At 56.0% G+C, this 13,018-nt stretch carries 13 protein-coding genes; 12 read left to right on the top strand and 1 reads right to left on the bottom strand.

Annotated elements, in window-relative coordinates; all coding sequences use genetic code 11:
- Positions 1–3 precede the first annotated feature (3 nt).
- The 12 genes from KGP16_RS00680 (at position 4) to KGP16_RS00625 (ending at position 12,319) form a co-directional block, all read left to right on the top strand.
- Complete coding sequence (locus KGP16_RS00680) at positions 4–1,134, top strand: phosphoribosyltransferase domain-containing protein (RefSeq protein ID WP_223500639.1); 1,131 nt, start codon at positions 4–6, stop codon at positions 1,132–1,134.
- The gene (locus KGP16_RS00675; RefSeq protein WP_059199160.1) at positions 1,127–1,900 is read left to right on the top strand and encodes a hypothetical protein; all 774 of its coding nucleotides are present in this window, start codon (positions 1,127–1,129) and stop codon (positions 1,898–1,900) included. Before KGP16_RS00680 ends, KGP16_RS00675 begins: the two co-directional genes overlap by 8 nt.
- 1 nt (position 1,901) lies before the next feature.
- Complete coding sequence (locus KGP16_RS00670) at positions 1,902–2,981, top strand: cysteine protease StiP family protein (protein ID WP_094983304.1); 1,080 nt, start codon at positions 1,902–1,904, stop codon at positions 2,979–2,981.
- The gene (locus KGP16_RS00665) at positions 2,981–3,937 is read left to right on the top strand and encodes an HpcH/HpaI aldolase/citrate lyase family protein (RefSeq protein ID WP_094983303.1); all 957 of its coding nucleotides are present in this window, start codon (positions 2,981–2,983) and stop codon (positions 3,935–3,937) included. The genes KGP16_RS00670 and KGP16_RS00665 overlap by 1 nt, the downstream gene beginning before the upstream one ends.
- A 2-nt stretch (positions 3,938–3,939) precedes the next feature.
- Positions 3,940–4,413 (top strand): HTH domain-containing protein, encoded by a 474-nt coding sequence (locus KGP16_RS00660; protein ID WP_021181607.1) that lies wholly within the window; start codon positions 3,940–3,942, stop codon positions 4,411–4,413.
- Positions 4,414–4,529: 116 nt separating this feature from the next.
- Positions 4,530–5,705: an IS4 family transposase gene (locus tag KGP16_RS00655; RefSeq protein ID WP_059199164.1), complete on the top strand. Its 1,176-nt coding sequence runs from the start codon at positions 4,530–4,532 to the stop codon at positions 5,703–5,705.
- A gap of 408 nt (positions 5,706–6,113) precedes the next feature.
- Positions 6,114–6,752: a VWA domain-containing protein gene (locus KGP16_RS00650; protein ID WP_021807361.1), complete on the top strand. Its 639-nt coding sequence runs from the start codon at positions 6,114–6,116 to the stop codon at positions 6,750–6,752.
- Positions 6,753–6,772: 20 nt separating this feature from the next.
- Positions 6,773–7,417 (top strand): TerD family protein, encoded by a 645-nt coding sequence (locus KGP16_RS00645; RefSeq protein ID WP_021181609.1) that lies wholly within the window; start codon positions 6,773–6,775, stop codon positions 7,415–7,417.
- Positions 7,414–8,052, top strand: coding sequence for a VWA domain-containing protein (locus KGP16_RS00640; protein ID WP_021807360.1), 639 nt, complete (start codon positions 7,414–7,416; stop codon positions 8,050–8,052). Before KGP16_RS00645 ends, KGP16_RS00640 begins: the two co-directional genes overlap by 4 nt.
- A 95-nt stretch (positions 8,053–8,147) precedes the next feature.
- Complete coding sequence (locus KGP16_RS00635) at positions 8,148–9,188, top strand: TerY-C metal binding domain-containing protein (protein ID WP_059199165.1); 1,041 nt, start codon at positions 8,148–8,150, stop codon at positions 9,186–9,188.
- The gene (locus KGP16_RS00630; protein WP_223500638.1) at positions 9,188–10,789 is read left to right on the top strand and encodes a PP2C family serine/threonine-protein phosphatase; all 1,602 of its coding nucleotides are present in this window, start codon (positions 9,188–9,190) and stop codon (positions 10,787–10,789) included. The genes KGP16_RS00635 and KGP16_RS00630 overlap by 1 nt, the downstream gene beginning before the upstream one ends.
- 30 nt (positions 10,790–10,819) lie before the next feature.
- A complete protein-coding gene (locus tag KGP16_RS00625) occupies positions 10,820–12,319 on the top strand; it encodes a helix-hairpin-helix domain-containing protein (protein WP_115159810.1) in 1,500 nt (499 codons plus the stop codon).
- A 110-nt stretch (positions 12,320–12,429) separates the two neighbouring features.
- On the opposite strand, the gene KGP16_RS00620 is transcribed toward KGP16_RS00625, so the two are convergent.
- Complete coding sequence (locus tag KGP16_RS00620) at positions 12,430–13,002, bottom strand: response regulator transcription factor (protein WP_223500637.1); 573 nt, start codon at positions 13,000–13,002, stop codon at positions 12,430–12,432.
- Between the last annotated feature and the right edge of the window lie 16 nt (positions 13,003–13,018).

Genomic DNA, 13,018 nt, shown 5'->3' with positions numbered 1-13,018 from the left:
CCCATGCTAAATACCTATTCCCGCACGCTGTCCTGCGGCACGCTGAAAGTAACCCCAACGGGCGGCACGATCGCGCTGGATGAGCTGTTTGACGTAGCCGAAAGGCGCAACCCGAAACGCGCGTTTCTGTTCGTCAGCAAAGTGTTGGGCCGCCATATTCCGGTGAAGCCGAGCGTCATGCGCGCCGTCTATCAGCAATTGGCCGCGTTGTTCCCGGCCTGCGATCAAGGCCCGGTGCTGTTTATCGGCATGGCGGAAACCGCCGTCGGATTCGGTGCAGGTGTGTTTGACGAAGTCCGGGGCAGCGTTAGCGATCCGGTATACCTCACCTCCACCCGCCATCCGGTAGAGGGGGGTGAGCTGCTGTGCGAATTCAAAGAAAATCACAGCCACGCCACGGACCACCTGCTTTATCTGCCACAGGATGCCGAACTGCGCCGCCGCGTGCTGGAAGCCAAAACCGTGGTGCTGATCGACGATGAAGCCACCACCGGCAACACCTTCATCAACCTGCTCCAGGCTTTACAGCAGGATGCCGGGTTACACAACATTGCCCGCGCCATCACCGCCACGCTGACCGACTGGAGCGGCGATGCGCTCGCCCAACGCAGCCCAATCCCGATCCAGTATGTGTCACTGGTTCAGGGTGACTGGCACTGGGAAAAAAATCCCGATGCTCCGGTGCCGGTGATGCCCGCAGTCAACGTTACCGCCACCGGCAGCGTGCCGATCACCGGTAAACAAAGCTGGGGCCGCTTGGGCATCTCATCGCCAAGTGCGGATCTGGGGCGCGATATTCAGACGCATCCAGGGGAAAAATTGCTGGTGCTGGGCAGCAGCGAGTTTGTCTGGGAGCCCTTCCTATTGGCTGAACGCCTGGAAAAACAGGGGGCCGAGGTTAAATTCAGCTCCACCACCCGTTCGCCGATTGCCACCGGGTTTGCCATCCAGTCCGCCATCGCCTTTGGCGATAACTATGGACTCGGCATCCCCAACTTTGTCTACAACGTGGCCCACCAGCAGTTTGACCGGATCCTGTTGTGCATCGAAACTCCTGTGGCAAGCGTTGATCCCGCGTTAATTGAGGCGTTAAAACAGGTCGCCCCAACCGTTGAGGTCGTAAGCTATGAATAAGCCGGTCATTTTCTCCGATCTGGACGACACCCTGTTCCAGACGCGCCGCAAGATGGTCGATGAGCTCGACCTGGCCCCGTATCGCACCGGCGCCTTGGATCGTAGCCTGGAACCCCGCAGCTTTATGACCGAAGAGCAGTCAATGCTGGTGGACTGGATGCTGGAACATGCGGAGCTGATCCCGGTCACCGCGCGTGGAACCGAAGAGATTGCCCGGGTGAGTATCCCGTTCAAGTCATGGGCGGTTACCACACACGGTGCAGTGATCCTCACCCCGCAGGGGCAGCCAGACCCGGCATGGCAGGCGCTGATGCTGGAAAAACTGCAACCTTATGCCGCTGACCTGCTGGCGATGCAGCGCAAGATCACCGAGCTGATGGCCGAACGCAACATCAATGGCTGGGCGCGTATCAACTATGAATACGGCGACACGCCGGTCTATCTGGTGATGAAGCACCGCGACAGCACTCGCCTGGACGAGCTTTACGCCATCGCCGATGAGATTGAGCAGTTGTTCCCCACCGAAGGCTATTACGTCCACCGTAACAGCAACAACGTTGCCTGGTTGCCGACCGTGGTAGAGAAAGGGCTGGCCGTCACCTTCCTGCTGGAAAAACTGCGCCTTGAACGCGGCGTGTTCCCGGTTATCGGGTTGGGCGACAGCCTCAGCGATCATCGTTTTATGAAGCTTTGCACCTGGTTTGGCCTGCCGCGCCAGAGCCAGTTTGCCGAAGCGATCTCCCGCCATATTTTCGGAGAGCAGTAATATGTCTGATTTTGTGCCCTTTTCCGGCTCATACCTGCCCGAGGACGTTCACTTTCTGCTGCAACCGGTAGAAATGGAAATGACGCCGGTCGATCAGAAAGAACAGCTGATCCAGTCCGGTGCCCGTCACTACTCGGAGATGTTGAGCCAGGAACCGGAGCCGACCCCTTCACACCTCGACCTGTTTGCCCGCGCACTCGATCAGGGTGCAGGACGCCTGGCAAAAGAAGTCTCGATGCTGGCCCTTGCGCTGATTGAGCGGTTCGGCGATACGCCGATAGTTCTGGCCAGCCTGGTGCGTGCCGGGGTTCCTCTAGGGGTGATGCTCCAGCAAACGCTGCGGGCCATGGGTAAAGAGTCGTATCACTACGGCATCAGCATCATTCGTGACCGGGGCATTGACTCGGTCGCGCTCGACTGGATTGAAGCGCGTCACGGCACCGAAGGGATAGTCTTTGTCGATGGCTGGACGGGCAAAGGAGCCATTACCGGCGAACTGATCCGCTCCCTCAACAACCGGCCTGGCTATCCTGCCCAGCCCCGCCTGGTGGTGCTTGCCGACCCGTGCGGGTGTTCGTGGCTGGCCGCCAGCGACGACGACTGGCTGATCCCGTTTGGCATTATGGGCGCGCCGGTTTCCGGCATGATTTCACGCTCCATCTGGTCAAACGAAGGCCTGCACGGCTGCGTACAGTGCGATCATCTCGCCCAGTTTGAATGCAGCCGTCTGCTGGTAGATACCGTGGCGCAGTATCGCGCGACGCTAGACACAGCGGCGCTTGAGCCCTGCACACAGAATGCAGAGAGAAAGGCTTACCTGAAACAACAAAGTGAGAGGGTGGTTAACCACCTCGCCGAAAAATATCAGGTTGCCAGCATTAACCGAATTAAACCAGGGATCGCAGAGGCTACGCGCGCTGTGCTACGCAGAGTACCGGATCACGTCTTGGTCCGTGCGGTAGACGATCCCGACGTCGCGCTGCTGGTCTATCTGGCACGCGAAAAGGGGCTGACCATTACCGAAGTCGGTGATGAGATCGGGCAGTACCGTGCGGTGACCATTATCAAGAAGGTGCTCTAATGAACCAACGTCTTTCCCCTTGGCGGCTGGGTGCTTCACTCTATATGCCCGCCACCAGAACGGATATCGCCGAGACGATCCTCAATAACAAGATCGCCGGTTTACGCTCTCTGATCGTCTGCCTGGAAGACGCGGTCAGCGACGAAGATCTTCCCCAGGCGCTGGACAACCTGCGCGAACTCACCCAGACGTTGGCCCAAGCCAAGGCAGCGGAGGGCAATGACCACTGGCCACTGGTGTTCGTGCGGCCACGTCATAAAGAAATGGGTAAACAGCTGCTGGCGAGCATGGATTTCAGCGCGGTGGACGGCTTGGTACTGCCCAAATTCACGCTGGCTTCGCTGCCTTACTGGTGGAACATGATGCAGGACTCGCACCTGTGCATGATGCCCACGCTCGAGACAGAAGAAGTGTTTGATGTAGTGCAAATGCGTGAGTTAGCCAACACCCTGCATCACCACCCGTGCTATCGGCGCATCATCGCCCTGCGTATCGGTGGCAACGATCTGATGAACGTGGTGGCGCTCAGAAGGCCGCGGAACCTGACGCTGTACGACGGCCCGATGGGCTATGTGATAAAAATGCTGGTTGCCGTATTTTCCCCACGTGATTTCGCCCTGACGGCACCGGTTTGTGAGCATATTGACGATCATCAGATTATGGATCAAGAATTGGCGCTCGATATCGCCCATGGCCTGGTCGGCAAGACGGCGATCCACCCGAATCAGATCGGCAAGATCGAAAAGGCGTTGATGGTGCAGGCAAACGATCATACCGATGCGCTGCGGATCCTCAACTCCTCACAGGCGGTGTTTAAATCGCAGGGAACCATGTGCGAACCCGCAACCCATCGCCGCTGGGCGTCAGAGATCCTGGCGCGTGCTCAGGTATATGGAATTGCCAACGAGTCATCTCAGGAAAGCCACCGGTTTAGCATCAACGCAGGCAGTCATTAATCATGCAACTCAATACGCGACAGGCACGGATCTATAAGCTGGCCATTTTACTCAGTGCGGGTAAACCCGTATCCGCTGACAAGATCATCACCGAGTTAGACTGCTCGGGGCCAACCCTGACACGCGTGCTTAAGGAATTGAGAGAGTCCTACGAGGCGGAGATCAAATACCGCAAGGCCACCCATTCCTATCAGTTGACGCAGCCTGGGCATCTGGACAAGAAGAACTTTCGCCGTATGCAGGATGCGTTAGCGGCCAATTCTGAGCTGAAAACCGGTGAAGTCGTCAGCCGTGTCTATCTGGATAAAGAGAAGAAGAAAGCCGTGTCGCTGTCATTAAAAATGTCGGTGCTACGCAAAATCGATCGCTTATCCAGAGTGACGGAAACGACCCGCAGCGAAGCGGTAGACATGATTGTTGAGCGCTGTATCGACGACCTGGTGCGCAGCATTCAGGCCAGCAAGCAAAAACCGTAATACCTTCCCCTCACCCTAACCCTCTCCCACAGGGCTGAGGAATCCCCACAAAAAAATGAAAGGCACGATGAAGTGTGATCTACTGGTTGCGCTAACAAAACAGAAGAGACCTCATCGTGCCTTTACAAACAGTTTGCCAGAAATTTTTCTCCGCGTCTTTACGTGGTATTCATTCCTTTCGGATCAATGTACTTATCTCTATGGCCATTGCACTTTGCAACGGCGCTGACTTGACGCTAACCAGTCTCGGCCGTTCGCTTCCAGGCAGAGCTCACGTCAAAAATAAAATTAAACGTGTCGATCGGGCCCTCGGTAATACCGCTATTCATCACGAACTTCCCCTTATTCAACAGATGCTTACGCGGTCTATCACCTCACTGATGCCGTTCTGCGTTATTGCTGTCGACTGGAGCGGATGGCATGACAAAAACTGGCATCTGCTGCGAGCAAGCCTAGTCTGTAATGGCCGTTCCCTCCCTCTGATGAGCGAAGTGGTGCCCGCCTGGCTGGCACAAAACAGCCAGGTTCAGTGCGCCTTCCTTGACCGTCTCCACGCGGCCATTCCCGACGGAAAACCCGTCACAATAATCACGGATGCGGGCTTCAGAACTGACTGGTTCAGGCACATAAGCCAACTGGGCTGGTGTTTTACGGGCAGGGTCAGAGGGCTCGTCTGCTTCCAGTTGGAAGGAAGCACCCGCTGGATGAAAATCAGTGACTTGCAGGCGGAGAGCACTCCCATAAAAGTCGGTTACGGTGTACTTGCTCGTAAGCCGAGGATGCCTTGTTACGGTAGCTTTTATCTGCAAAAGCGCCCATCGGCGGGACGTCACGGAAAAGGCAGACGGTCAAAAACGGAGAAAGAGCATCGAAGTAGCGCTCAGGAACCGTGGTTGCTGTTCAGTAATGTTGAAGGCCTGGAGCCTCATCAGATAATGACCCTGTACAGTCGTCGGATGCAGATAGAGCAGAACTTCCGCGACGAAAAAAGTCCGCGCTTCGGATATGGGCTGAGACTAAGCCGCAGCCAGGGCTGGGGTCGCCTGGCGGTTCTGAGTGTAGTGGCAGCGATGGCCAGCCTGGTGATGTGGCTGACGGGGTATATGGCGGAAAAGAAACAACTTCATAGGCATTATCAGGCAAATAGTGAGAAAGGGAGACGGATCCTGTCGTATCTGAGGCTTGCTGGTGAGGTCCTGAGAGACAGAGCGGGAATAGTGAGACGGATGAATATAGTTAATATGCTGAAAAAGTTAGGGAATGAGTACAGTAATATGGTCATGGGATGCTGACCATATTACTGGGGATCACTCAGCCCACAGGGAGAGGGGACCGACCGAGTAGATCTGAAAGCTCGGTAACGCACCTTGGGCAAGGGGACGATCGAGTTCACTGAGGCTCCCCACTTCCAGAAACAGCACAGACTAATCCACAACGCAGGACAGCTCCCTCTCCCTGTGGAAAAGAGGACGGTCCGTGCTACAACTCAACGACATCCACTCTATCAGCCCTGTTACAGATCAACTCCCGCCCACGACCACGACTCCGCGCTGGCTCCCTCTCCCTGTGGGAGAGGGTAGGGGTGAGGGGATAAAGCGATCGCAAAATCAACAAATCCACTCCTGCAAACGTGGGTATTTCTGTTGAGATAACGACCAGAACACTTATTATGTAAACTCGGCACTCAATAAGGGAATACGATGAGAAGACTTCCGGTCTATCTGCTACTTGATACTTCGGGCTCCATGACAGGCGAACCCATTGAAGCGGTCAAAAATGGGGTGCAAACGCTGCTCTCCACCCTGCGACAAGATCCCTACGCCCTTGAAACCGCCTATGTTTCCGTGATCACCTTCGATTCTTCCGCACGCCAGGCTGTTCCCCTTACCGATCTGCTGAGCTTCAAGCTGCCAGAACTGGTGGCCAGCGGCACCACCGCGCTGGGTGAGGCTCTCTCACTGGTCGCCACCAGCATCAGCAACGAAGTGCAGAAAACCACCGCCGAGACTAAAGGCGATTGGCGCCCGCTGGTGTTCATCATGACCGATGGCTCACCCACGGATGACTGGCGCAAAGGCGTCAGCGACTTTAAAGCCGCCAGAACCGGCGTGGTCGTTGCCTGTGCCGCTGGCCACAGCGCCGAAACCAAAGTGCTCCAGGAAATCACCGAGATCGTCCTCCAGCTGGATACGGCTGACTCCACCTCGATCAAAGCCTTCTTTAAATGGGTGTCGGCCAGCATCTCCGTCGGCAGCCAGAAAGTCGAGTCAGGCAAAAAGGAAGTTATTGGCCTGGACGATTTACCGCCACCACCACCCGAAGTTAACGTTGTTCTATAAAACATTTTCAAGGAGATTTTATGTCAGTCAGTTTGCGTAAAGGACAAAGCGTCAGCCTGCGTAAAAACGAACACGACCTTTCCTCAGTCACCATTGGGCTCGGCTGGGATATCAATGAAGAGAAGAAAGGTTTGCTGGGTGGTCTGTTTGGCAAGAAAGAGCCGGAGTATGATCTCGACGTTATCGCCTTCCTGTGTAATGCCCAAGGCAAAGTCGCCGACCTGGGCGATGTGGAAAACGGCCGGCCTTCGCTGGTTAACGGAGACATCATTTTCTTCAACAGCCAGCGCCATAAGTCTGGCCACATCTGGCTGACCGGCGATAACCGCACCGGCGCGGGTGACGGTGATGACGAGCAGATTATCGCCCAGTTGAACTCCCTCGATCCCAAGTACGAAAAAATCGTCTTCATCGTGCAGATCTATAACGGCCAGGAGCTGAAGCAGCACTTCGGCAAGGTGCAAAACGCCTTTATCCGCGCGGTGGATGCCAAAAACGTGGAAATGGCGCGTTTCGATCTTTCGGGCGGGGCCGCCTTTGATGGCCAGCGTTCCATGCTGTTTGCCGAGTTGGTACGTGAAAGCACCGGCTGGAAGCTGAACGCCATTGGCGAACCTTCCGAGTCCGACTCCTTCGTGTCCCACTTGAAGAACTACCTGCAATGAGAAGATTACCCGTTTACCTGCTGATTGATACCTCCGGGTCGATGCGCGGGGAATCTATCCATGCCGTTAACGTGGGCATTCAGTCAATGATGAGCGCGCTGCGCCAGGACCCGTATGCGCTGGAAAGCGTGCATATCTCCATCATCACCTTTGATAACGAAGCCCGTGAGTTTATCCCGCTAACCTCATTGGAAGAGTTCCAGTTCTCCGACATTGTCGTCCCCAGCGCGGGTGGCACCTTCACCGGGGCCGCGCTTGAGTGCCTGATCAAATGTGTCGATCGGGATATCCACCGCTCCGATGGCGATCAGAAAGGCGATTGGCGGCCACTGGTATTCCTGATGACCGATGGCACCCCGTCAGACAGCTATGCCTATGGCGAGGCGATCAAAGAAGTCAAAAAACGTTCCTTCGGCTCCATTATCGCCTGTGCGGTCGGGCCGAAGGCCAAGCATGAACACCTCAAGCAACTGACCTCTCAGGTTGTGGCCCTCGAAACTCTGGATTCAACGGCCTTTTCCGGCTTCTTCAAATGGGTGTCGGCCAGCGTCGCGTCAGGCAGTTCCAGTGCGGGTGTTAACGCCGGGCAGGATAACCTCCCGCCACCACCACCGGAAATACAGCTGGTTCTGTAGCCAACAGGCAAAGCCTCTACCCGGAGCTTTGCCTGTTTTTTCATTGCCCCATGACGCGCATTGCAAGAAGCATCCGCCTGACGAGGTTTTTAACCATGAGAAGACTGCCCATCTTCCTGGTCTTGGACTGCTCAGAGTCCATGATCGGGGAGAGCCTGAAGAAAATGAATGATGGCCTGCAAAGGATCGTCAGCGACCTGAAAAAAGACCCCCACGCGCTTGAAACCGCCTGGATATCGGTGATCGCCTTCGCCGGGGTGGCAAAAACCATCGTACCGCTGGTAGAGGTGGTGTCATTTTATCCCCCTCGCCTGCCGATCGGCGGTGGCACCAACCTGGGCGCGGCATTGCGGGAACTTACCCGTCAGTTGGATCAACAGGTCAGAAAAACCACCCAGGAACGCAAAGGCGACTGGAAACCGGTGGTGTACTTACTCACCGATGGTCGCCCAACGGATGATACCGCCCCCGAAATCAGGCGCTGGAAAGAAAACTACGCCAATAAGGTCAACCTGATCGCCATCGGCCTTGGCCCTTCGGCGGATATGAACATCCTGCGGCAACTGACCGATAACGTCTTGCTGTTCACCGACAGTCAGGAAGGGGATTTCGCCCAGTTCATTAAGTGGATCACCGCGTCTGTCTCTGCCCACAGCCGCAGCGTGGGGGAGGATGCACCTCCGTTGCTCACCCACACCGACCACATTGTGCGGCTGGCCAAAGACGATATTGCCAGAGCCTACGACGAAAACTGCGTCACCCTGACGGGCCGTTGCAGCAAGTCACGCCGCCCCTACCTGATGAAATACGAACGCCCGGCCGTTAACCTCTCCACGCTGGATTTCAAGCTCAATATCAACGGCTTCAACCTCAACGGCTGCTTCCCGATCGATGAGGATTATTTTGCCTGGAGCGATGAATCGGCATCTGCCATTCAGGTCAATACCAGCGAACTGCACGGCGTGCCGGGTTGCCCGTACTGCGGCAATGCCAGCGCCTTTGCGATGTGTACCTGCGGCAAACTGCTGTGCGTCAACGGGCCCGATGACGTTATCTGCCCGTGGTGCGATAAGGGGCTGACGTTCAGGGAAAACGGCGGCGACTCTGATTTCGACGTGACGCGAGGGAAAGGCTGATGCAAGACGTGGATAAACTGCGCCAAAACGTACTCATGCTGATCCTGGCTGAAACGGGCGCAACGACGGATGACGCCCAGCTTGCCAGCCTGCAAGCCGATGATGAGATCGGCACCTTGCTGACCAACCTCATCACGAAAGTGACGGCCAAGACCCCCGCAACGCTTGAGACAACAGAAGCTACGCCGTTGGTTGCCAATGACGATACCTTGGCCGACGAGCCAAAAGTGGTCCTCACCAAGGACGATGACAACCCTGTTGCCTCGCCAGATACCGCAGATCTGCCAACACCAGACGACTGGCAGAAAGCACAGTTTGATCCGCTGGACGTGCAAGGAGATGCCGCATTGCCTGAAGAAACCGCCAAAGAAAACCTGAAGCCAGGCCAGATACCGTCCGGCACCGCTATCCCGATTAGCACGCCGCAGAACATTCAGCCGCAGGCAAAAATCAACGTAGCCAATGCCCGTACCGGCGTCCCCTTCCACTCTGAAATAGATATCGTGCTTGATGATGGAACGACCGCCGAAGTACTGGCCGTCGCGTTCTCCAAAGATATCGGTATCACCTTTGATCCGGCGACCTCTTCACTGGCAGGAACCGCCACCGAAAGCGGCGACTTTGACATCACGGTCACCTGGTCTTGCCCTACTGCGCCGCAATGCTCAACCCAGGTGCCCTTTATCGTTAACCCAGACCCACGCAGCCTGTGGAAAATCCTCGAGCCGCCTGCCGATTCGCGCTATTTCAAACCGCATGTCGCCCATCAGCAGATCCAGGGGCCTGGGGTGAACATCGTGGCGGCCAGCCGCAGAGGGCGTTCACACGAGCATGCGGGCACCTTCCGGGATGATGACTTTTATATCGCCAGCAATAGCGATACTGGTTGGAACATCCTGCTGGTAGCCGACGGAGCCGGTAGCGCTAAAAACTCGCGCGAGGGCTCGCGCATCGCAACTCAAACCGTTGGCGACTACCTGACTACCCTGCTGAATAGCGACAAAGGGCTGGAACTCAAAGCCTGCGTTGAAAACTGGGGAACCGACGATCAGCGGATAGTCTGGGAGGCGTTTAATCGCCTGTTCCGCCAGGCCGCGATCATGGCCGTCAACAACATCAGCAATGAATCCATCCGGGCCGAAGAGAGCGCCAAATCCTATTCGACCACGCTGCTGGTCACCGTTTCCTTCCGTACCGGGGCCGAGCTGTTCGCCGCCTCATTCTGGTTGGGTGACGGTGCCATTGCGGCCTACGGGCCGGTGGGCAAAGTGCGTGTACTGGGCACACCAGACAGCGGTGAGTATGCGGGCCAAACACGCTTCCTGGATGCCGACGCCGTGAACGATGCGAACTTCAGTAAGCGCATCAGCATCGGTAAATGGACCGAGGTCTCTCATCTGGTGCTGATGACCGACGGCGTCTCCGATCCCCGGTTTGAAACGGATAATGGCCTGCAAAATAGCCAGAAGTGGGATGACCTGATCGCGGAGCTGGCGCCCTGCCTGAGCGATCCCTCGCAGCCCGCAGAGCGGCTGGCCGAATGGCTGAACTTCTTCTCCCCGGGCAATCACGACGATCGGACCCTAATCGTGGCGTGGTGAATGGATTGAACTACATAGCGGGTGAGTAAAATGGCAAATATTGTTACCTGTACCACCAGGGATGGCGAAACCATCCAGTATGTCGATGAGATCATCGGCTCCGGCTCCATGAAGGACGTCTACTTTTCGCCGGATAAGTCATACGTAGTGGCGTTCTATAAAAAGCCGCAGAACGAGCAGGCGAAAGAGCGCATCGAGATGATCACTGGCCGCTACCGGCAGAACATCTTTGAGCAAGCCGGTGGCGATTACTGGCAAGGGCTGTTTTGTTGGCCCACCAGCATAGTGGAACACGACGGCAAAATCGGCATAGTGGTGCCTACCTACCAGAGCCACTTCTTCTTTAAGTACGGTTCCAAGAATAATGACTTCCTAGGGATTAAAGGCCGCGAGAAGGAAGGCAAATGGTTCGCCAGCGCCAATAACCAGAACAAGTTCCTGGATCCGCGCGAACGCGGCAACACGCTGAATTACCTGAAGGTGTGCCTGCTGCTGACCAGAGCTGTCCGGCGTATGCACGCCGCGGGCCTGTGCCATAGCGATCTGAGCTATAAAAACGTGCTGATCGACCCCGAGCAGGGCCACGCCTGCATCATTGACGTCGACGGGCTGGTGGTGCCAGGCAAATATCCCCCAGACGTGGTCGGTACGCCGGACTTTATTGCTCCGGAAGTGGTGAAAACCAGCCATCTGCCGAAAGAAGATCCGCAGCGCATACTGCCAAGCATCGCCACCGACAGGCATGCGTTATCCGTCCTGATCTACATGTATCTGTTCTTCCGCCACCCACTGCGCGGCGGCAAGATCCATGACATGGACGATGAGATGCGCGACGAATCCCTGGCGATGGGCGAGAGAGCGCTGTTTATTGAGCACCCGACAGACCACAGCAATGCGGTCAAACTCAACCAGGTCAGCCCTTCTTCGCTGCCTTGGGCCGATCCGCAGAAAGTACCCTACACCATTATGGGCCCCTACCTGACACCGCTGTTTGAAAGAGCGTTTATTGAGGGCCTGCACGAACCTGCAAGGCGACCAACTGCCGATGAGTGGGAAACGGCGTTGGTAAAAACGGTCGATCTGATCCAGCCGTGTCAAAACGCTGCCTGCGATCAGAAGTGGTACGTGTTCTCCGGTAAAAACCGCCCGGCCTGCCCGTATTGCGGTACGCCGTTCAAGGGCAAACTGCCGATCCTCAACCTTTACTCCTCGCGTAAAGCCGGGAGCTTCCGGCCCGACGATCATCGCCTGATGGTGTGGAGCGGCCAGTCGATTTATGCCTGGCACGTTAACCGTCTGATCGCCCCCAACGAACGTACGCCGGACGCGCAGAAAAAACGCGTGGGCTATTTCGTGTTCCATAACGATCAGTGGTGGCTGGTGAATGAAGGCATCAGTGGGCTGCTCTCCTTGCCGGATAAGACCCCGGTGGCGATCGGTGACAAGCTGGCGCTGAACGATGGCGTGCAGTTCGTACTTTCCACCGAAGAAGGTGGCAGGCTGGTAGTAGTGCAGTTGGTGGAGAACTAAGCGTTGGTGAGTGCGGGGTGCAGCGCGCCTCGCACTGGGTTATGGGGGAAAGGAAGACCTCCCACCTGCACCCCATTAAAATTCACTCAACCTTTCACCCTTAGGTAGCACTATCCCTCTCCCACATTGCTCCTCGAGATATTCGGATTGCCTTGCCACAACCAATGGTACAGATCGTGACTGCGCTGGAATCCCAATTTTCGCATGGATGCCTGCTTATGGGCGCTGACGGTCTTGGTGCTGATCTGCAACTTTCTGGCGATCTGTGTAGGCGATAAGCCTGCTGCTATCGCCTGCAAGACCTCTCGCTCTCGCCGAGTGATCTTTTCGTAGTCAGGTACGCAGGTGGCATTATTATTGAGCTGCACGTCGAACAGCCTATCCAGCAGTTGCATCACCGCCTCGGGTTTATCATTCAGGCCGATTTCTCCCTGTTGATAGGTGACCCCTTCTATATTTTTTCGTATAAGGATTTGGTACCGTTGATATCCATCTCCCCGCCAGCTGGCGTTGCTCCTGACAATCAGATCCGCAACTTTCAGATGAATAATATCATTGCAATCTGCATGGACAAATAGAGGAGATACTCCCCGGAGATAAAAATACCGTTCAAAAAGGTGGCGAATGCCTTGTAAGAAATAGAAATTTTTGCCCCACAGAGCAATAACGATGCGTGAGTTCATATTGACACCTTAACAG

The sequence above is a fragment of the Serratia sp. JSRIV006 genome (assembly GCF_019968685.1).
In the GTDB taxonomy this organism is placed as follows: Bacteria; Pseudomonadota; Gammaproteobacteria; order Enterobacterales; family Enterobacteriaceae; genus Chania; species Chania fonticola_B.
This window is presented reverse-complemented; position numbering and strand designations above follow the sequence as displayed.

Coding starts and splice junctions, on each gene's coding strand:
- KGP16_RS00680 (WP_223500639.1), top strand. CDS start 4: ATGCTAAATACCTATTCCCGCACGCTGTCCTGCGGCACGCTGAAAGTA.
- KGP16_RS00675 (WP_059199160.1), top strand. CDS start 1,127: ATGAATAAGCCGGTCATTTTCTCCGATCTGGACGACACCCTGTTCCAG.
- KGP16_RS00670 (WP_094983304.1), top strand. CDS start 1,902: ATGTCTGATTTTGTGCCCTTTTCCGGCTCATACCTGCCCGAGGACGTT.
- KGP16_RS00665 (WP_094983303.1), top strand. CDS start 2,981: ATGAACCAACGTCTTTCCCCTTGGCGGCTGGGTGCTTCACTCTATATG.
- KGP16_RS00660 (WP_021181607.1), top strand. CDS start 3,940: ATGCAACTCAATACGCGACAGGCACGGATCTATAAGCTGGCCATTTTA.
- KGP16_RS00650 (WP_021807361.1), top strand. CDS start 6,114: ATGAGAAGACTTCCGGTCTATCTGCTACTTGATACTTCGGGCTCCATG.
- KGP16_RS00645 (WP_021181609.1), top strand. CDS start 6,773: ATGTCAGTCAGTTTGCGTAAAGGACAAAGCGTCAGCCTGCGTAAAAAC.
- KGP16_RS00640 (WP_021807360.1), top strand. CDS start 7,414: ATGAGAAGATTACCCGTTTACCTGCTGATTGATACCTCCGGGTCGATG.
- KGP16_RS00635 (WP_059199165.1), top strand. CDS start 8,148: ATGAGAAGACTGCCCATCTTCCTGGTCTTGGACTGCTCAGAGTCCATG.
- KGP16_RS00630 (WP_223500638.1), top strand. CDS start 9,188: ATGCAAGACGTGGATAAACTGCGCCAAAACGTACTCATGCTGATCCTG.
- KGP16_RS00625 (WP_115159810.1), top strand. CDS start 10,820: ATGGCAAATATTGTTACCTGTACCACCAGGGATGGCGAAACCATCCAG.
- KGP16_RS00620 (WP_223500637.1), bottom strand. CDS start 13,002: ATGAACTCACGCATCGTTATTGCTCTGTGGGGCAAAAATTTCTATTTC.